The organism is Nocardia sp. NPDC059229 (genome assembly GCF_042754165.1).
In the GTDB taxonomy this organism is placed as follows: Bacteria; Actinomycetota; Actinomycetes; order Mycobacteriales; family Mycobacteriaceae; genus Nocardia.
Map to the genome: position 1 here is coordinate 232,762 of NZ_JBHZAK010000001.1, position 16,590 is coordinate 249,351.

Consider the following 16,590-nt stretch of genomic DNA (forward strand, 5'->3'; position numbering starts at 1 on the left):
TCGGTTGTGTCCTGATGGGCTCGCCGCGTCTTCTCTGCCGCCTCGAACGAGGCGACAGGAGACGACGGTTGGTCGGTGTCTCCCGTGGGAGACAAAGTGGGCAGCAGGCCGGGCTCGGTCATCGCTCGAACCCGTCCCATCCGTTGTGGCCGCTGGGGATCGGCTCGAACTCGGGCGGCTCCGGCGGCTCGGGAATCCCGGACCAATCGGGAACCGGCTCCGCCTTGGTCATGTCCGACCGGTCATAGGCGGGCTGCTCGTCGCGATCGTGCGGCAAATCCTCACGATCGGGCTGCGCGGGAGCCTCCGGGCCTTCGGGAGTCTCGGGCCGCTCGGCCGCGCGGCGCTCCGGGCTGCCGTAGCGCTGTTCGGGCGGGGTGCGCCGGACCAGCTTGGCGACCGCTTCGTCACGCTGTCCCCGCGCGGTATTGCGCTCCCGCTCCGCACGCTCGGCCCGCTCCCGCATCTCCGCCAGGTCGCGCTCCAGCTTGTCGAGAACCTCCGACTGCACGATCACGACCGACCCGTCCGGGGCTTCGGGAGCCTCGGGCGCCTGCGGCAGATCCGGCGCTTCGGGCTGCTCGGGGACCGCGGGCTGCGGTGTCCCGTCCGCCCAGTAGAAGACCGGGATATCCGGGGCCGCCGGCGTCTGCGGTGCTTCGATCCGTTCGGGCAGTCCGCGGTCTTTGCGCTCGGCGGCGTACTCGGCGTGGCCGCCATTCAGATACCACTGCGAGAACACCGCCCGGCCCAGCGCCCGATCGTCGTGCCCGTCCATCGAGGCCATCACGTTGCGCTGGATCAGCGGCGAATTCACGTCCCGCAGCACCGCGTCGATACGGTCGGCGACCATTCGATGGTTGTCCAGCAGCCCCTCGCGCCGATCGTGAGCGAGCCATTCCGGGCGGTCCGGCTCGGCCACGTGCTGCTCCACGAAGTCGCGCCACGCCCGATCATCCGACCGCAGACGAGCGCGCTCGTCAGCGTCGAGGACATACGGCACCTTCTGATCCGGCCGCTGCGCGGCCAGCAGGTCCGCCGCCCTGGCGGCCCGCCGCAGCTGCTCGCGCGTATCGCGGGCCTCCTCGGGCGTGTGCCGGGCCTCGGCCCGTTCCACCCGCGCGGCGGCATTGCGCAGCTGCTCCTGCATGCTGCGGGCCTGCGCGACCGGATCGGTCCGCGACGGTTCGGGCCGATACTCGTATTCGGTGTCCCAGGGCGGGGTTTCGACCGACGGCCCATAACCCTCGTCGGTCCAGTCCAGTGCTTCTGGCTGCTGCGGAGCCTCGGGCGCCTGCGGACGATCCGGGGTGCCCGGGATTTCCAGGCCGCTCCACCGGTCGAACTCGGCGCGATCGACCACGGCCGCCCACAGGTCCCGGTCCGGCTGCTGGCCGAGCTTGGCCTCGGTCTCGGTGACGGTCAGGATTTCGCGGGCACGGGCGCGTTCATCGTCGTTCAGCGCCTCGTAGTGGTCGAGATCGAAGCGGACCCGCTCGGCCTCATCGCTCCAGCCGTCGTTGTCGCTCCAAGGCAGGGCGTTGCGCTGGATGTGGTCGAACCCTGCGTGCAGCTGCTCGCGGGTCAGTGCCCGCCCGCCGTAGTAGCGAGCCTCGTCCATGGTCCACACGCGCCCGGATTCACCGACCGAGTGGATCCTGCGGAAGCCTTCGCCAACGTTGCTGGCGCGCACCGACGCCCACGACCGCTGCCGGTCCTGGTTGAGATCTTCCAGACCCGGCACGGACAGGTCAGCGGGAATGCTGCGATCACGGGCGCGAGTCATCGACAGGTCGCGGAAGTACTCGAACCGGCGGTCCAGATCGGCATCGAGGTTCGCGTAGAGACCCTGCAAACTGTCGATCGCGAACCCGCGCACCCGATCGTTGGCGTCGAGCGGGATAGCCCGATCCCACACGATGATGTTGACGTTGTCGTGCGGCTCGGCGATCCAGGACATCTTGCGCTGGACCCAGTCGTACCCGGACTGCGGATAACCGAAGGTCCGCACATGCGCGGGACCCTCGCTGTGCTCGGCGTCGACGAGGAACATGAACCGGTCAGTGGCATCGGGATCGACCGGCTCCCAGCCCGGCGGCGGGTTCAGGAACTCGCGCCGCTGCTGCTCCTCACGCTGGGGGAAGTCGTGATCCCAACGCCGCAACGAGTCCGGGCCTGTCACCCAGTCCACGTGACGATCCCAGGAGTTGATCCGGTAGCGGTTCTCCAGATCCCACGTGCTCTGGCGCTCCAGCCACCGCTGGCCGGCCTGCCGCTCCGGGGCGTTCGGCTCGCGCAGCTGGAACTGAACCTCCAGCCAATCCTCCACGGGCATACCGGATCCGATGATCCGGTCGGAGATCTCGCGATCGAGCGCCGCGAGGTTGCGGCGGTGACCCTCGGCCATCTGCGCGGCATCGGGAGCGAACGACTCGATGCTGGCGCCGCGCTCACGCAGCCGCCGCGCCAGCAGATCCGCGTTCATCTCCATCTCATGGCGATCGGCGATCAGGTGCCGAAGCTCCCCCATGACCTGCTGGCGGGTCTTCGGCACCGCGGGCCGGTCCAGTTGCGGGCGGTGACCGGTCCGGCCGCGCTCGATGAGCCCGAGCCGGATCCGGGAGAGTCGCTCGACCGCACGTGCTTTGAGCGCCGCGACACCCGACAGCGGGCCGCTGGTCCGCACCCCGACCGGCTTGACCTTGGGCTGCCACGCCTGATGCGCGGAGGTCAGCGCCCGCACGGCCTGGCCGCGCTCGGCGGCCGAGAACAGGGGCGAGGCGGTGATGCTGCGCTCGATCTCGGCGCGGTCGCGCAGCAGTTCCCACTGCCGGCGCATGTGCTGGTCGTAGCTGGCGGCCGGGTTGTTGTGCCAGCTCAGCACGTCGCGGCGATGCTGGCCGACCCGCGCTTCGAGGTCCTTGTACAGGGCCTCGCGGTCGATCTTGCGCTGTTCACCCTCGGCGCGGACCTGTTGGCGCAGACGGATTTTCGCGTTCCACCGCTGGTCACGGTCGGCCAGATCCATCTGCTTCCACACCCCGCGCGGCACCTTCGTGGCGTTCGGGTTCGCGCGCCGCCACTGCTGGAACGCGTACGCGGCGGCGCTGCCGAACTTGGACAGCTCGCGGGTGATCTCGTCAACGGTCTTGTCGGACATGGGTTTCCACTCCTCGCGGGTCAGAAGTCGGTGGCGTTGCGGGCGGCGCGGCGGTCGGCGATCTCGGCGGCCGAGTCGTCCAGGAACCCGGACAGGCCGCCGCCCCAGAGCCGATCGACCGCGACGACCACCAGCGAGGGCGCGAGGGCAGCCAGCTCGTGGGCGGTGACGTCAGGCCATTCGCCGAAGTCGTTTTTGCAGATCAGCAGCCATTCGCGGGCGACTTCCACGACTGCGGGGTCAGCTGCGGCGCTGGCCCGTTCGATGCTGTTGGCGGACATAGGGATTCCTTCCAATCGGTGTTACTGAAATACGGAAATACGGAGGTCAGGCGGTAGCGGGACGCTGGTCAGTGCCCTGCTCGGGCTCGGCGCGGTGCAGCAGGCGCGACAGCATCGACCAGGCGGTGGACAGCAAGCCCCACACGGCCACCGCACGGCGGGCCGCCAGGGCGGCGGAGTCGCGGACTCCGGGGCGGCCGAGGGTGGTCCACAGGCCGAACACCGCCCAGCCCAGGGCGTAGACGATCAGCGGGCCGGTCATCGGGGCCGGGGAGAACAGCAGGACCAGGAAGATCACGGTCCCGGCCAGCGCCGGCGTCCAGGCCCGCAGCCGGTCACGCCAGGTGGTAACCGTTTCGAGGGTGTCTTTCACCCGGGCCTCGTGGCGTCCGCCGGTCGGCACACGCGGGGTGCGCATGGCGGCGATGGCCTGGTCGGCGTCGGTGACCTGCTCCAGCTGGGAGGCGAAGCTGGCGACCAGGATCTCGTCGTCGTGGGTTTCGTTCGGATCGATGCTCATGACGGGTCACGCAACTTCCTGGATGAGGCCCTTGTCGGGCTCGGGGGTGGTGGATTCGGCCAGCCCGGGCAGCGGGCGGACGGAGTCGGGATCCAGCGGGCAGATGTGGCCGAAAGTGGCCCGTCCGCCGACGATGTGGACGATGTCGCCCTTCTCGAACGCGGCCAGGATCTTCGGCGGGACGAGGAACACGTCCTCGGGCTGGACGTTGCCCTCGTCGCCGTGACGCAGGCCGTTGATCAACTTGCGCGACTTGGCGAATGTCGTTCGGGTGCCGATCTTTTCGGCCAACTGCCCAGCGCTGTAGGAACGCATTACAAACACCCCGCCCGAGCAGGAATCCACCAGCCGGTGACGGGCGTCGTCGTTGGCTCCCAAGCCCATCCAGGACTGCGCGAACCACAACGACCCGCACCCGGCCGACCGGAGCAGCTCCACGATGCGGGCCGCGCCGTCGTTGCCGCAGACCTGCGCGAACTCGTCGCAGAACAGCTGCACCGTGCGGTTGTGGTCGGTCTGGGCCAGCCCAGCGACCAGGGCGACCATGGCCCGGAACTGGGCCGCGGCGACCTCGGGGGCGGTGGTGCCTTCCAGGCAGCAATACACGACGTCGTAGTCGGTGATGCTGCGCTCGCCGTCGAACGCAGGACCCATGTCACGGAACAGGTTCGCGCACATCGCGCGGTCCGCCGGCAGCACCGGATTCTTCCCGCCGGTCACCGCCTCGATGTCGGACAGCTCGGCGTCGTGGCCCTTCCATCCCCGCCGCAGCGCGGCCTCGGTCATGCGGGCCAGGAACTCGGTGGAGGTGCGCGGCGGGTTCTCGCCCGGCCCAAGCCCTTTCGCGGGATCGGGCATGTCGACCACCAGGTGCGCGATGGTCTTGCGCATCTGCATGTAGTAGGCGGTCTCCGCCGACATGCCGTTGTCCGCGGACACGCCCAGCAGGGCCTCGAACCGCGGGCGCTGCTCGTCGGCGGTGCCGAAGAACAGGCTCAGCGTCTCGTCGGTGTTGTCGGGCCAGATCAAGATCCGCGATTCCGGGATGCCGAGGTTCTGGGCGGCTTTGCGGACGCGGGCGGCGGTGCTGCGCGCATCGCGAGCGCCCTTGAGGTCCAGGATCATCGCCATCGGACGGCCCGGCCGGTCCTTGCCCGAACGCCACCACTGCTGATGACGCCGCCACGCGGTCGCCCAGAACGAGATGATCGCCCGTTCCATCGCGGTGGTCTTGCCCGAGCCCGGGTTACCGATCCACACGCCGTGCTCGCGGAACGCCAGCCACGGCACCGTGAACAAGCTGTAGTGACGGCCGATCAGACGGCCCGCGGTCGACTTCACCGGGGCCTGCGACGTGCTGTAGGCAACACGGCCCAACACGAACTCCGGGCTGAAACTGCCCGAGGTCAGCGGGATCTCGGCCCGGCAGGCGAGAGTCGCGGCACGCATCAGCTTCATGTGCCGCGCCCACACCGCCCGCTCGGTCCTGTCCGGAGACCGCCGGCCACGTGTGTCCAGCAGATGCTCGGTACGCGCGGCCAGAACGGCAGCAGCAACCAGCCCGGCCGGGACCAGCGCGACCGAAGCACTCGCGGCGCCGGTCACGGGCATTCCGGCCAGTACCTCGCTCACACCGCGCACGACTTCCTCACGCGGGCCCGGCAGCCCGTCCAATACGACGGCCGCACCGGGCAGCGACGCCGACCCGAACGCGAAGTTCCGCAGCCGGACCGGGGTCCACGCCCACATCCACGACGCCGCCAACGCCGCCGCGCCGACCCCGGCGATCGCTACGCCGAAGGTGCCCGCGACCTCCAGACCGGCGGTGACCTCGTGAAGCGACAACTGCGGGAAGTGCAGGAAGTCCAGGTGTTCGGCACCCGGCAGCGGCGGGGCCTGCGGGGTGATCTGCGGAATCTGGTGTCCCGCACCCGGATCCGGGCTGCCCTGAGCCAGCAAGGTCGGGCAGTCGTGGCTGGTGAACACCGGCGTGCAGTCCGCGACCGGGGCGGGAGCCGAGACCGGTGCGGGCGCATTGCACTCGGCGCGGAAATCCATCAGCGCCGCGCAATCCGCAGGCCGGTCGGTGAACAACGGATTCGCGCTCATCGCTGGCCCTCCTCGCTGATCGCGGGGGCGGGCTTCATCGTGATCCGGCTGGTGGTCCTGCGGACATCGGCGAGCAGCTCGTAGACGCCGCGCAGCTGCTTTGCGGCCGTGCCGTAGCAGTCCGCGATGGCGACGGCGGTTCCGATGGCCTCGATATCCGCCAGATCCGGGTGCTTGTCCTCCACGTGGTGGGGGTGCAGTCTCAGGGCCTCGTCACTGGAGAAGTCCTCGAACCGCTTACTGAGCGCTTCGCACAGACCGCCGAGGTCCGCGCAGATATCGGGCAGATCGAACGTCGCCTTCCACGTGCTTTCGCTTTCCAGCACGGGAAACATGACGCCGCGGTTATCGCTGTGCCCCGCCTGACGCAGGTATCCGGTCAGGTGAATGATCAAACTGACGGCCAGGGCGACGGCTTCGTCCGTGCTCGGCGTACGAAGCGGGTACGCAAGATCTCTCGCGTCGTTGATCCATTCACGCACCTCAGCAGCGGAAACGGGGATCGACAGATTTTCGGTCATGATGCTGCACCTCCGGCAGCGGTCTGCTCGTCGCCGGTGGCGGCGAGGGGATTGAGGATCAGTTCGGCGGTGGAGGAGAAACGCAGCTCAGGGCCGGTCTCGGTGTGCTCGATGTCGTTCCACGCGGCCTTGACTCGCGCCTTCACCTCCGAAGAGGCGCAGAAGTAGAAGAGCTGGTGCGCGCCCGCGACTTCGGCGGTGTCGTAAGCGGCCTGCAGAGTGGTGCGCGCGTCGGCGGAGCCCTTGCGGGTCAACTCGACCTCGACCGCGTGCAAGCGGCCCAGGTCATCGGTCCAATGCCCGTCGTGCAGATGCGGCATCGGCTCCCCGGGCTTGGTGAGATAGCCGTTGCGGTGGCGCAGCTCGCGCTCCGACACCCAGGTGTCATGGGTCTTTCCGGCCGCCAGGTGCAGGCGCACCCGCATCACGGCGATGTCGTGGGCCGCCTTCATCGGCGACGGCATCCACTCCGGGACACGGATATTCAGCAGCCCGCTGGCGGTCTCCTTGGTCGGGACCACCCAAGACCGGCCCGGGACCGGGCGCGTCGGGTCCAGAAGTTTCCCGGCGGCCCGCCACCGCTGCGACACCCGATAGGCGTTGATCTCGCTACCGGACGACGTCGACGACGTCAGGGCCTCGGAGCGCTTCAGCGGCCACAGCGCCAGCAGGGCGGCGACGATATCCATTGGCGCACCGCCCATCTGGGCCAGCCACCACAGCGCCCACATGTCACGCGGGCCCAATCGCACCCCGCTCATCGGCCGAACCCGTCCCACTCGATGCCCGGCGACCATGCCCCGGTGCTCTCCAGCTCGGGAGCCTGGGGACGCTCGGGCGCCGGCAGCGTCCGCGGGGAAGGGGGGAACTTCCAGCGGCGCACGATCTCCGCCACCCGGATCGTCTTGCCCGCTCCCGGGTTCGCGATGAACGCCATGTGCTGGTGGGGCTCGCGCGGGGTACCGCGCCGCTCCATCTCGGCGGCCGTGGTCAGCCGCTCCATGTCGGCGTCGTAGACGTGCATGGACTCGCGGTCGAGCACGTCATCGGTGAGCCGCTTCAGCTCGGCGTTCTCGCGGCGCAACTGCTCCAGCTCGGCGGTCAGGGCCTCGAACCGGGCGGCGGACAAGTCCGCGGCGGGCCCGGCCGGGCGTACATCCATGCTGGTCATCACGCCACCTCCAATGCGGCGGCGACGCGCTCACCGAGGAAGCGGGCAACGTTCACGCTGACCGCGTTACCGATCTGCACGCGGACCTCGTCGACGTAGCGGCGGCGGCCGTTCTTCACGACCGGGACGCTCTTGCCGCAGAAGGTGTAGCTGTCCGGAAAGCCCTGCGCGCGAGCCTTTTCCCGGTTGGTCAGCAGCCGCCGGTACACGCCGGCATCGGTGACGGTCGCGATCCCGTGGTGGTTGCCACCCGCAGTGACCGTGGCCAGCTGATGCTGATCAGCGCGGCGGGCCCGGCCGTGGTTGCGGTACACCGTCAGGTGCGGCACGTCCGGCACCGCGATCTCGGCGACCTGCCCGGCCACATAGCCGTGGCTGGTCTTGAGCTCACCCAGGTCGGGATCAAGGATCGCCGTGGCAGGTGTGCGCGGCCCGGCAGTGACCTCCAAGTTCACATCGCCATGACGAGTGAAGACCGCATAGAAGCGGATCCGGTTCTGCGCCACCGGGTTCGGGCCGACCTCGGCCGAGTTCAGGGTGACGACCTGGTGCTTGTAGCCCAAGGCAGTCATGCCGTCGAGCCACCAGCGGTACAGGCCCCAGGCGGTGAACTCCGGGACGTTCTCGACGATCACCGCGTCGTAGGCGTGGACCTCGGTCGCAGCGATCACCGCGAAAGCCGTGGCCCGATCGACCGATCCCTCAGCAGTGCGCGCCAGCTCGGCCTGCACCGGCGGCTGCTTGCGGCCACCGGAACGGGCATGCCACACACACGACGGCGAGATCCACGCGATATCGGTACGCGGGAAACTGCGGAAGTCGGTCTCCGACAGATTCGCCAGCTTGTGCTCGGTGTGAGGGTGGTTGGCCTGATGCGTGGAAACCGCCGTAGGCCAATGGTTCGCGGCGATCACGATGTCGTACCCAGCCTGGCGCAAGCCTTCCGAGCTACCACCACCGCCGGCGAACAGGTCGGTTGCTGTCAGTGTCATCGGTCGAACCCCTCCCAGGGCGCAGGTCGTTCGGGCGGATCGGTCAAGAACTCCCCCGACAGCAGCCACTGCCCGGGTACTCGATGGGGGGTCTGGAGCTCCTGCGGCTCGGGGCGGTCCACCCAGATCTGGCGATCGGTGTGGCCCAGTCGCTTCGCGGCCTCGGCCAGATGCGGCAACTCGGTGATCGGCGTCAAAACCGACTCCTCCGGTATGCCAGCCACCGACCGCTCCGAACGCGGTACATCCATCGCTGGTGTGCCCGACGGTTTGTGCGAATTACGGCCGGTCGCACGGGATTTCGAGGTCATCGGTCGAACCCCTCCCACCCTCTGGCGGGCCGCTCGGGCTCCCACGCGTCGGTCTCGCCGACCTCGGGAACCTCCGGCGTCGGATCGATCCCGCGCCGCTCCATCGCCGCTTCGGACTGGGTGCGATGTCCCCGGGCCAGTGATTCCAGCTCTGCGGGTGTGGCGGGGCGCTTCGGCACCGCGTCCTCGACCCGGTACAGGTAGGCGGCAAGCGGTTCCCGCGTGCCACCACGCGGCCGGATCACCTGCGCCGCAACGTCCTTGCGGTCACGGGGCCGCAGCGGCGGGTCATGCTTCTCCAACTGCCGAACCGTCTCGCCCAGCCCATCCGGTGCGGTGCCCCAGTAGTAGGTGGGCACGCCGAACTTGCTGCCATCCGGGTCCGGAAGATCCCGGGTCCGCGCGTCCTTCGGGCCGATCACCGGATCACCCCCGCAAGCTGTGTGGGATCTTGGGCGAGCTGTCCCCGCGGAATGCAGTCGGTGCGGACACCGACCTCATCGGCGCGACAGACGTTCGGCGAGGGCACATAGTGCTGCTGCTGGATCCAGGCACCGGTACATCCGGCCATCCCGACCAGCACTGCCCCGGTCAACACCGCCAGGCGCAGCCCCAGCGGCAACAGCGACAGGCCGTAGCCCAGGCTTCGGGCCATCGTCACTTCGGTGCGCCCGAATTCCTCGGTCATCGCCACACCCCCCGGCGACCGGGCCGACCGGCGGCGCGGAGGAACCACCGCACACCGAACACGACCAAGAACGTGCTGAGGAAGATGCTGAACACGAATCCCGGCGCGACGTAGACCGCGATCATGAGCCCGACCAGAATGAACGGGAGCAAGGTCAGCCGGTTCATGAGCGCTCCTCCTCGGCATCGACGGGACGATCGATGTAGAGGTGGCTCAACTTCGCGGCAGCCTCGTCAAGGTGACCGATCAGCGGGCTCAGATCCATCCCGGCGTTCCACAGCCCCATGGCGGCATGCCATGCGGTTCCCGCCGCCCCGGCCTCCCACTCGGTTTCCGCTGCTCCAGCGGATCGTTCACGGGGGAATTGGTCGGAGGCCAGGTCCGGATTGCGCTGCAGGTCGCCAGCCCACGAGTGAAGCTGGTCGAGCACCTGCGAAGCGCGGTAGAACGCAGTGCGGAGATTCCAGACCATGGTGTAGACGTCGGCCGGATCGGCCAGCGCCTCAGTCTTGCCGGATCGGGTCGCGTGACCCAGGTACCGCCACAACTCCGCGATGGCGTCCGTGGCACTGATGACGGACTCGGCAGTGTGCGGGCCGTACCCGGGCCACAACGCCTGCACCATGTCGGCGCGGTCGATCTTGCGCGGGTCGCTCATCGCGCCACCGCCTGCAAACCATCGGCCACAAACTCGGCGTAATCGTGCTGCGCCAGCACCGCGGGCAACGCCTCCAACAGCGCTTGAGCATCGGCGATCGTCAGCCCGATGCGGACATCACCGACCTTGAAAGTCACCCGGGCCGGGATATCCGACAAGTACTGCGCGCTCTCCCCGTACGTGTACACACTTGCGGGCTCGTACTTGATTCCGTGCAACCCACCGAAGGTGATCGAGGCATTCACGAAGGACGACATCAGGCCACCCCGTCCTGACGGTTGCGGCTTCGACGCCGACGTGCCTGGGCCGAGCGCAACGCCAATCGCGTGTAGTGCGCCTTTCGGGCGTGCTCAGCACGAAGGGCGCGTTCCGCGGGGGACAACACCCCATCCGGGTCGACTTCACGCTCGAATTTGCTCGCGAGGGCCTGCCGGGCCTTTGCAGTACGCGCTGCACGATCCTCGGTCTGCGCCCACGACACATGAGCCGCGATCCGGGCCTGGAGCACTCGATCTTCGTTCGTGCTCATGCCGCACCACCCGACGCGACCGGCCGCACCAACGAGACGACCTCCGCCTGACTGACGAACAGTGCGCGAGACGGGCGCTTCCGATACTCCTTCAGGAAGCCGCGGGAGATCCAACGGCGAACCGTGGTCGGATGAACCTCGCCGGCAAGGCGGGCCGCCTCCTTCAAACTGATCAGGTCAGTGGGAAGCGAGGCGTGTTCCGATACGTCAGAGACTGCATACATTCCACATCCGCCCTGGTCACTGACCGAAAGCGCTGGACGTGCAGGATCTACACTGAACATGCTTCAGGGACTCCTATCCATCTGAAGTGCAGAAATGCTGAAGCGGGACGCAACCCGCTTTGGACAGAGCTCCTCGGCGGCGGCAACCGCCGGGGAGCTTTTTTGTGTCGTCGCTGAGGGTCGAATTTCGTCCAGCAACAACACATCTCACTATATATACACAACTGTGTATGCACAAGGCCTGTACATACACAGGTGCCCACGATCGCCGAAGAGCGGCGATCCATCGACACAGAAAGGCGGCGTGACCTGCACCGGAATCCATCCTGTGCATACACAGTTGTGTATGCTAAGAATGGTTTTCAATAAGAGAACGGCCCTCGCTCGGAAGGACTCGGTTCATGGCAGAACCTGCTTACGTCGCCATCGCTGCGGAGTACGCACGGCAGATTCGTGCCGGCGCACTCACCGCCGGCACTCAGATGCGAAGCCTGAACGAACTGGTTGAGCGGCATGGCGTTTCGAAGATCGTCATCATCCAGGCCATTCAGCTGCTCGAACGCCAAGGCCTTGTGCGCACGGTTCCGCGGCGCGGCACCTTCGTTACTGATCATCCGAACCTTCGTCGGGTCGCTCCCGAACGTCAGATGGAAGATCCTGAGGACACCTTCGGTCACGAATCAGGCGATGACGTCCAGATTGAGCGGGAAAGCCAACGCCTTCCAGCGCCGGAAGACGTTGCCGGCGAGTTCGCGATCTCCACAGCGGACGAGGTGCTTCACATCGTCACCCGAGCAACCGCAGACGGCCGCCCGATCTCGATCTCCGACACCTACCAACCGATTGGGGCCCCCGACATTTCGCACGCCACGGTGCTTGAAGAGACAGTGGCGGACCGGATTCCGCAAGAATCGCATGCAGCGTGGCTCGGCACTCCAGCGGGAGACCTGGTCAAATCGGTTCGCCAGCGGTACCTCGGTCCCGACGACCGAGTGCTGATGTTGTCGGAAATCTCCTACCCCCGGGATCGCTACGACGCATTCGTGTTCCGGATGGAGCTCACACAACAGTTGAAGCAGTCCCCCACCGAGTAGAGCCTACGGAGGAAGGTCAGCGCCGAACCCACCCTTGGGCCACATCGGCGAGGTTCCACCACGAGACGTATTGCGGATCTTCGGATTCCAGAATCCAGCTGGCCACTAGTTCATCGAAGAAGGCATCGTCGCCGGTCTTACCGCCCTTGGGTTCACCGATGAAGACCAGCCGCTCACCTCCAGCGCGACCGAACTCATCGAGCGCTGCCGAGGCCATCGCATTGCCCCATCCGGGTGGCCAGCACAGAAACAACACGTGGTCGGACCGGCCGCGGACTCGATCGGTGAAATCCTTGAGGTCGCCTACATGGTGCCAAACATCGCGTTGCCCGGACGATCCAGGAAACGAGACGTTCTCGGTCACGTCTGGCGGTTCCGAATCGTAGGCGTCAACGGCCACACCCGCTGCCGCGAGTTGCGCAGCCCAGTAGCCGCGCCCAGCACCGAGTTCAACGATGCCCCTGCCAGCACAGAAGTCCGTCATCCAGCTGATGGTTTCCGGCGACGGAATGGCGTAGGCGTAGGCGGCCTGAAGGATCGTCTGGGCGAAGCCAAGCCGAGCGCTGCCCCCGGGTCGACCTCCGTCGACGACCCGGCAACCGCCGCGGGTCGAGACCGAGGGGGCAACTATGTCCCAGTAGGGATTTCGGCTCTCAGCGCTATCTCCTGTCAGATAGTTCAGAAATCGGAGATCGAAGGCAGCATCAGCCTGTTCGTCACCACTGCCGGGCATCATCGGCGCCGTGTCCAGGTAGTCGGCCACCTTTGGATACTCGGCTCGCAGTCGCTGCTCATCACCGAGCAATGCGGCCAACCGATCTCGGCGATCTGGGGTGAGAACGAACCCGGTCATAACTCCATATTGCCGGTACATCTGGCTCTGTGGCGTTGTATGCACAACGTCGCATCCAGCAAGATCGGTACGTCACAGCTTGTCGCCGAGCCTTGCTCTGCGGTGTGCAGACTTTGCCCGCTCATCCGCCACCGACTTGCCATAGCGATCCAGCATCTGCCGTGATCGCCAACCAGCCAGCATCATCAGGTCCTGCTCTTGGCCACCATTGGCGAGCCAGTTGTGAGCGAACCAGTGCCGGAGCATGTGCGGATGGATGTGTTCGATGCCGGCCGCCGCCGCGCGGCGTTCCAGCATCTGTCGGATGCCGTGGTCGGTCATTGGTCCTTGTCTGCCGAGCCACAGACGTTCGCTCTTCGTGGCGAACGGATGCTGCGCCCGGATCCGGAGATACCGGCGCAGAGCGATCCTCGTTTTGTCGCCGAACGGAGACGAGCGTGGCCGATTTCCTTTGCCGATGACCAGTGCGGTGTCTTCTTCGAAATCGAGATCATCAACGTCGAGGTTGGCGACTTCCCCACAGCGGCAACCAGTGTCGGCAAACAGCCGGATGATCGCGTTGTCTCGCCGCGAGATGAAGTCCGTTCCGGAGCACTCGTCGAGCAGCGTTTTCAGAGACTCGATGCTCGGGACCGGCACCAGCTTGTCGGGGGCGTCCGGAAGACTCAGCCTGTCGAACGGGTCGACTGCGATGATCTCCTCAGCGGTCAGGTATTTGAAGAACTGCTGGAGACTTCGGTACTGGCTGCGCGCATACTGCGGCGACAGCGGCTCGCCGGTCCGCCGGTTCGTCCGCGACAGCAACGTCTCGATGTACCCGCCGATGTGGTCGCGGGTGATGGCGGGCGCGTCGATCGGAAGTGTCTCGGAGAGTAGATAATCGGCGAAGTACCCGATGTGCACCAGGTAGACCTCGATCGTCTTCTTGGCCCGGTTCTTGCGCCTCAATTCGGTCGCGAAGTCGTCTTTCAACTCGCGGATGTCGTCCAGCGAAGCGGTCCCCATGCCGCGATGTTACGCCCATAATCTATTCGTGGAAGAGCTCTGTTCTAGATTGAAACCTCTCCAGAAACAACAAAACCCCCTGCTCAGAGGGGGTTTGTGGGGCGGGCGGGGCTCGAACCCGCGACCAATGGATTATGAGTCCACGGCTCTAACCGACTGAGCTACCGCCCCCGACCGCTTCAGATCACTACGGGCTCCGCGAGATGCTACCGCCTCGGGAGGGTCGATGCCCAGTTGGACTCGCTATGCGGCGTAGCGGTCGGCGATCTTGTTGAGTTCGAGCTGGTAGTAGAGGATGCCGAGGCCGAGGATCAGGTTCAGGACGAAGCCGAGGATGGGGTTGCAGGTGCCTTCGAGGCCGGCGGCTTCCTGGGATTGGCGGATTCGGGTGCCGGTGCGCCAGAAGCTGATGATGGCGGCGATGCCGGTCCAGGAGAGGAAGAGCATGACCAGGAGGGGGCCCGCGACCGGAGCCTCGGGGTCGCGGCGGAGTTCGGCCATCTCCTTGTGGATCTTGTAGTACCAGACGAAGAAGTAGATGCCGAGGGTGACGAGCGGCCAGACCAGCCACACCAGCACCGGGTTGCGGGGCTTGATCGGCGTGGCGAGGGTGGTGGTCATGCGATGAATCCTTTTGTCGTCGTGCAGTTTTCGTAATCCCGGGTGAACCGGCTCGGGAAACGTATCCACAAGATCGTGACCGGATCGTGAAGCGTTAATCTGGGGCAGTCCACGACCGCAGGGAGGAACACGATGGCGAGTCTGTTCGCGAACGTGCTGAAGGCACATCAGTGGATCTATGAGAACAGCAACGGCCTGGTCGGGCACAAGCTGCTGTTCGGGAACCCGACGCTGCTGCTGCGCACCGTCGGCCGCAAGACCGGCCAGGAGCGCACCAATGCGCTCACCTACGCGCAGGACGGCAAGGACTACCTGGTCACCGCGTCCAATGGCGGGTCGCCCAGGCCGCCGGGCTGGCTGGCCAATGTGAAGGCCAAGGCGGACTGTGACATTCAGATCGGTACCAAGCGGATTCCGGTCACCGCACAGGCCACCTATCCGGACGATCCGGAGTACGCGCGCCGCTTCCAGCTGGTCGACAAGGTGAACCAAGGCCGCTACACCCAGTACCAGACGATGACCTCGCGGCCGATCGCCGTAGTGGTGCTCACACCGCGCTGACACCAGCGCCGGGTGGACCTCGTGGGTAAGGGTCGACTATCCTTCCTGACCTGAGGGGAGTACTTCCCAAGAATCACTCCGGTCAGTACGGGCCGCGCCGACGCGTCCCCCGGATGGTTGCCTGCGGCTGTGGCACTCGAAGACGCAGGTGAAGGAGACCTCGGCTGGTTTACCCTGCCCGAGGAGGTCCCATGAGTCCTACCCTGTCCGTTCTCGCGAGTTCCACCACCATCAACAGCGTCGGTACGCCCTGGCTGTGGGGCGGGACGATCGCCGCGGTGCTGGCGCTGCTGATCCTCGATTTCGCGCTCACCCGCCGCCCGCACGAGGTGTCCATGCGCGAGGCCATCGCCTGGACCGTCTTCTACATCGCCCTGCCGATCGCCTTCGGCGTGTTCCTGTGGTTCAACAACGGCGGCACCCCGGCCGTGGAATTCTTCACCGGCTACCTGCTGGAGAAGTCGCTGTCGGTGGACAACCTGTTCATCTTCATGCTGCTGCTGTCCGCCTTCGCGGTCCCGGCGGCGCTGGCGCAGCGGGTGCTGCTGTACGGCATCGCGGGCGCGCTGGTGCTGCGCGGCATCTTCATCGCGCTCGGTGCGGCCGCCCTGGCCACCCTGGACTGGGCGTTCCTGCTGTTCGGCATGATCCTGCTGGTGACCGCGGTGAAGCTGCTGGCCGACGCGGCCGGCGGGCACGAGCAGGAACTCGATGTCGCCACCATGAAGTCGGTGCGCGTGCTGCGCCGCATCTGGCCGGTCACCGACGACTACCGCAGCACCAAGATGGTGGTCCGCGAGGCGGATCCCGCCCAGCCCGGTAAGTTCCGCCGTGCCCTCACCCCGCTGGCGCTGGTGGTCGGCGCGGTCATGGCCACCGATATCGTCTTCGCCGTCGACTCGGTGCCCGCGGTGTACGGCGTCACCGGCGACCCGTTCCTGGTGTTCGCCACCAACGCCTTCGCGCTACTCGGTTTGCGCGCACTGTATTTCGTCCTGCACGCCGCGCTCTCCCGTCTGGTGCACCTGGCCTACGGCCTGGCCGCCATCCTCGCCTTCATCGGCGTGAAGCTGGTCCTGCACTGGGCGCACGGCATCTGGAGCGGCGTCCCCCAGATCCCCACGGCCGCCTCGCTACTGGTGATCGTGGTGGTGCTCGCGACGGTCACCTTGACCAGCCTGCGCGCCACCCGCGGCGACAAGGGACACGCTGAGGAGACCGCGGTCGACGTGCAGTGAGCCGCGCGGCAGGGACCGGCGAATATCGCTCGCGAACCGTGCCGATACCGACGT

At 66.8% G+C, this 16,590-nt stretch carries 21 protein-coding genes and 1 tRNA gene; 4 read left to right on the plus strand and 18 right to left on the minus strand.

Annotation, left to right across the window (positions count from 1 at the left end):
- Positions 1 to 118: 118 nt before the first annotated feature.
- The 14 genes from ACFXHE_RS01145 to ACFXHE_RS01210 all read right to left on the minus strand — a co-directional run bounded on the left by ACFXHE_RS01145 (position 119) and on the right by ACFXHE_RS01210 (position 10,668).
- Positions 119 to 3,160 (minus strand): hypothetical protein, encoded by a 3,042-nt coding sequence (locus tag ACFXHE_RS01145; RefSeq protein WP_379378599.1) that lies wholly within the window; start codon positions 3,158 to 3,160, stop codon positions 119 to 121.
- Between the two features lie 20 nt (positions 3,161 to 3,180).
- On the minus strand, positions 3,181 to 3,441 hold the full coding sequence (locus tag ACFXHE_RS01150; protein WP_379378601.1) for a hypothetical protein: 261 nt from the start codon (positions 3,439 to 3,441) through the stop codon (positions 3,181 to 3,183).
- 46 nt (positions 3,442 to 3,487) lie between these two features.
- A complete protein-coding gene (locus ACFXHE_RS01155; RefSeq protein WP_379378603.1) occupies positions 3,488 to 3,961 on the minus strand; it encodes a hypothetical protein in 474 nt (157 codons plus the stop codon).
- Between the two features lie 6 nt (positions 3,962 to 3,967).
- Positions 3,968 to 6,070, minus strand: coding sequence for a hypothetical protein (locus ACFXHE_RS01160; protein ID WP_379378604.1), 2,103 nt, complete (start codon positions 6,068 to 6,070; stop codon positions 3,968 to 3,970).
- Positions 6,067 to 6,591, minus strand: a complete 525-nt coding sequence (locus ACFXHE_RS01165; RefSeq protein ID WP_379378606.1) for a hypothetical protein — start codon at positions 6,589 to 6,591, stop codon at positions 6,067 to 6,069. The genes ACFXHE_RS01160 and ACFXHE_RS01165 overlap by 4 nt, the downstream gene beginning before the upstream one ends.
- Positions 6,588 to 7,352, minus strand: a complete 765-nt coding sequence (locus tag ACFXHE_RS01170; RefSeq protein ID WP_379378608.1) for a hypothetical protein — start codon at positions 7,350 to 7,352, stop codon at positions 6,588 to 6,590. Before ACFXHE_RS01170 ends, ACFXHE_RS01165 begins: the two co-directional genes overlap by 4 nt.
- The gene (locus ACFXHE_RS01175; protein ID WP_379378610.1) at positions 7,349 to 7,762 is read right to left on the minus strand and encodes a hypothetical protein; all 414 of its coding nucleotides are present in this window, start codon (positions 7,760 to 7,762) and stop codon (positions 7,349 to 7,351) included. The genes ACFXHE_RS01170 and ACFXHE_RS01175 overlap by 4 nt, the downstream gene beginning before the upstream one ends.
- Complete coding sequence (locus tag ACFXHE_RS01180; RefSeq protein WP_379378611.1) at positions 7,762 to 8,754, minus strand: DNA cytosine methyltransferase; 993 nt, start codon at positions 8,752 to 8,754, stop codon at positions 7,762 to 7,764. Before ACFXHE_RS01180 ends, ACFXHE_RS01175 begins: the two co-directional genes overlap by 1 nt.
- Entirely contained in the window at positions 8,751 to 8,951 is a 201-nt protein-coding gene (locus ACFXHE_RS01185; protein ID WP_379378613.1) for a hypothetical protein, read from the minus strand. The genes ACFXHE_RS01180 and ACFXHE_RS01185 overlap by 4 nt, the downstream gene beginning before the upstream one ends.
- Positions 8,952 to 9,061: 110 nt before the next feature.
- Positions 9,062 to 9,487, minus strand: a complete 426-nt coding sequence (locus ACFXHE_RS01190) for a hypothetical protein (protein WP_379378614.1) — start codon at positions 9,485 to 9,487, stop codon at positions 9,062 to 9,064.
- A complete protein-coding gene (locus ACFXHE_RS01195; RefSeq protein WP_379378616.1) occupies positions 9,484 to 9,753 on the minus strand; it encodes a hypothetical protein in 270 nt (89 codons plus the stop codon). The genes ACFXHE_RS01190 and ACFXHE_RS01195 overlap by 4 nt, the downstream gene beginning before the upstream one ends.
- Entirely contained in the window at positions 9,750 to 9,920 is a 171-nt protein-coding gene (locus ACFXHE_RS01200) for a hypothetical protein (RefSeq protein ID WP_379378618.1), read from the minus strand. Before ACFXHE_RS01200 ends, ACFXHE_RS01195 begins: the two co-directional genes overlap by 4 nt.
- Positions 9,917 to 10,411 carry a hypothetical protein gene (locus ACFXHE_RS01205; protein WP_379378620.1) on the minus strand — a complete coding sequence of 165 codons (495 nt, stop codon included), beginning with the start codon at positions 10,409 to 10,411 and terminating at the stop codon, positions 9,917 to 9,919. Before ACFXHE_RS01205 ends, ACFXHE_RS01200 begins: the two co-directional genes overlap by 4 nt.
- A complete protein-coding gene (locus tag ACFXHE_RS01210; RefSeq protein ID WP_379378621.1) occupies positions 10,408 to 10,668 on the minus strand; it encodes a hypothetical protein in 261 nt (86 codons plus the stop codon). Before ACFXHE_RS01210 ends, ACFXHE_RS01205 begins: the two co-directional genes overlap by 4 nt.
- A gap of 89 nt (positions 10,669 to 10,757) precedes the next feature.
- On the opposite strand from ACFXHE_RS01210, the gene ACFXHE_RS01215 reads away from it, so the two are divergent.
- Both ACFXHE_RS01215 and ACFXHE_RS01220 read left to right on the plus strand, forming a co-directional pair.
- Positions 10,758 to 10,991, plus strand: a complete 234-nt coding sequence (locus ACFXHE_RS01215) for a hypothetical protein (RefSeq protein ID WP_379378623.1) — start codon at positions 10,758 to 10,760, stop codon at positions 10,989 to 10,991.
- A 574-nt stretch (positions 10,992 to 11,565) separates the two neighbouring features.
- Positions 11,566 to 12,258 (plus strand): GntR family transcriptional regulator, encoded by a 693-nt coding sequence (locus tag ACFXHE_RS01220; protein ID WP_379378624.1) that lies wholly within the window; start codon positions 11,566 to 11,568, stop codon positions 12,256 to 12,258.
- Between the two features lie 16 nt (positions 12,259 to 12,274).
- Here the strand turns inward: ACFXHE_RS01220 and ACFXHE_RS01225 are convergent, their stop codons facing one another.
- The 4 genes from ACFXHE_RS01225 to ACFXHE_RS01240 all read right to left on the minus strand — a co-directional run bounded on the left by ACFXHE_RS01225 (position 12,275) and on the right by ACFXHE_RS01240 (position 14,737).
- On the minus strand, positions 12,275 to 13,021 hold the full coding sequence (locus ACFXHE_RS01225; protein ID WP_379378626.1) for a hypothetical protein: 747 nt from the start codon (positions 13,019 to 13,021) through the stop codon (positions 12,275 to 12,277).
- 162 nt (positions 13,022 to 13,183) lie between these two features.
- Positions 13,184 to 14,116: a tyrosine-type recombinase/integrase gene (locus ACFXHE_RS01230; protein ID WP_379378628.1), complete on the minus strand. Its 933-nt coding sequence runs from the start codon at positions 14,114 to 14,116 to the stop codon at positions 13,184 to 13,186.
- A 97-nt stretch (positions 14,117 to 14,213) separates the two neighbouring features.
- Positions 14,214 to 14,287, minus strand: a tRNA-Ile gene (locus tag ACFXHE_RS01235).
- Positions 14,288 to 14,359: 72 nt separating this feature from the next.
- Complete coding sequence (locus tag ACFXHE_RS01240) at positions 14,360 to 14,737, minus strand: DUF4234 domain-containing protein (RefSeq protein WP_379378630.1); 378 nt, start codon at positions 14,735 to 14,737, stop codon at positions 14,360 to 14,362.
- Between the two features lie 132 nt (positions 14,738 to 14,869).
- Between ACFXHE_RS01240 and ACFXHE_RS01245 the strand changes: the two genes are divergently transcribed.
- Positions 14,870 to 15,298 (plus strand): nitroreductase family deazaflavin-dependent oxidoreductase, encoded by a 429-nt coding sequence (locus ACFXHE_RS01245; RefSeq protein ID WP_354838026.1) that lies wholly within the window; start codon positions 14,870 to 14,872, stop codon positions 15,296 to 15,298.
- Positions 15,299 to 15,489: 191 nt separating this feature from the next.
- The gene (locus ACFXHE_RS01250; RefSeq protein WP_379378632.1) at positions 15,490 to 16,536 is read left to right on the plus strand and encodes a TerC/Alx family metal homeostasis membrane protein; all 1,047 of its coding nucleotides are present in this window, start codon (positions 15,490 to 15,492) and stop codon (positions 16,534 to 16,536) included.
- Positions 16,537 to 16,590 lie beyond the last annotated feature (54 nt).

What these genes read in the sequence shown, in the direction of transcription:
- ACFXHE_RS01145 (WP_379378599.1), bottom strand. Translation starts at nt 3,160, where the DNA reads ATGTCCGACAAGACCGTTGACGAGATCACCCGCGAGCTGTCCAAGTTC.
- ACFXHE_RS01150 (WP_379378601.1), bottom strand. Translation starts at nt 3,441, where the DNA reads ATGTCCGCCAACAGCATCGAACGGGCCAGCGCCGCAGCTGACCCCGCA.
- ACFXHE_RS01155 (WP_379378603.1), bottom strand. Translation starts at nt 3,961, where the DNA reads ATGAGCATCGATCCGAACGAAACCCACGACGACGAGATCCTGGTCGCC.
- ACFXHE_RS01160 (WP_379378604.1), bottom strand. Translation starts at nt 6,070, where the DNA reads ATGAGCGCGAATCCGTTGTTCACCGACCGGCCTGCGGATTGCGCGGCG.
- ACFXHE_RS01165 (WP_379378606.1), bottom strand. Translation starts at nt 6,591, where the DNA reads ATGACCGAAAATCTGTCGATCCCCGTTTCCGCTGCTGAGGTGCGTGAA.
- ACFXHE_RS01170 (WP_379378608.1), bottom strand. Translation starts at nt 7,352, where the DNA reads ATGAGCGGGGTGCGATTGGGCCCGCGTGACATGTGGGCGCTGTGGTGG.
- ACFXHE_RS01175 (WP_379378610.1), bottom strand. Translation starts at nt 7,762, where the DNA reads ATGACCAGCATGGATGTACGCCCGGCCGGGCCCGCCGCGGACTTGTCC.
- ACFXHE_RS01180 (WP_379378611.1), bottom strand. Translation starts at nt 8,754, where the DNA reads ATGACACTGACAGCAACCGACCTGTTCGCCGGCGGTGGTGGTAGCTCG.
- ACFXHE_RS01195 (WP_379378616.1), bottom strand. Translation starts at nt 9,753, where the DNA reads ATGACCGAGGAATTCGGGCGCACCGAAGTGACGATGGCCCGAAGCCTG.
- ACFXHE_RS01200 (WP_379378618.1), bottom strand. Translation starts at nt 9,920, where the DNA reads ATGAACCGGCTGACCTTGCTCCCGTTCATTCTGGTCGGGCTCATGATC.
- ACFXHE_RS01205 (WP_379378620.1), bottom strand. Translation starts at nt 10,411, where the DNA reads ATGAGCGACCCGCGCAAGATCGACCGCGCCGACATGGTGCAGGCGTTG.
- ACFXHE_RS01210 (WP_379378621.1), bottom strand. Translation starts at nt 10,668, where the DNA reads ATGTCGTCCTTCGTGAATGCCTCGATCACCTTCGGTGGGTTGCACGGA.
- ACFXHE_RS01220 (WP_379378624.1), top strand. Translation starts at nt 11,566, where the DNA reads ATGGCAGAACCTGCTTACGTCGCCATCGCTGCGGAGTACGCACGGCAG.
- ACFXHE_RS01230 (WP_379378628.1), bottom strand. Translation starts at nt 14,116, where the DNA reads ATGGGGACCGCTTCGCTGGACGACATCCGCGAGTTGAAAGACGACTTC.
- ACFXHE_RS01240 (WP_379378630.1), bottom strand. Translation starts at nt 14,737, where the DNA reads ATGACCACCACCCTCGCCACGCCGATCAAGCCCCGCAACCCGGTGCTG.
- ACFXHE_RS01245 (WP_354838026.1), top strand. Translation starts at nt 14,870, where the DNA reads ATGGCGAGTCTGTTCGCGAACGTGCTGAAGGCACATCAGTGGATCTAT.
- ACFXHE_RS01250 (WP_379378632.1), top strand. Translation starts at nt 15,490, where the DNA reads ATGAGTCCTACCCTGTCCGTTCTCGCGAGTTCCACCACCATCAACAGC.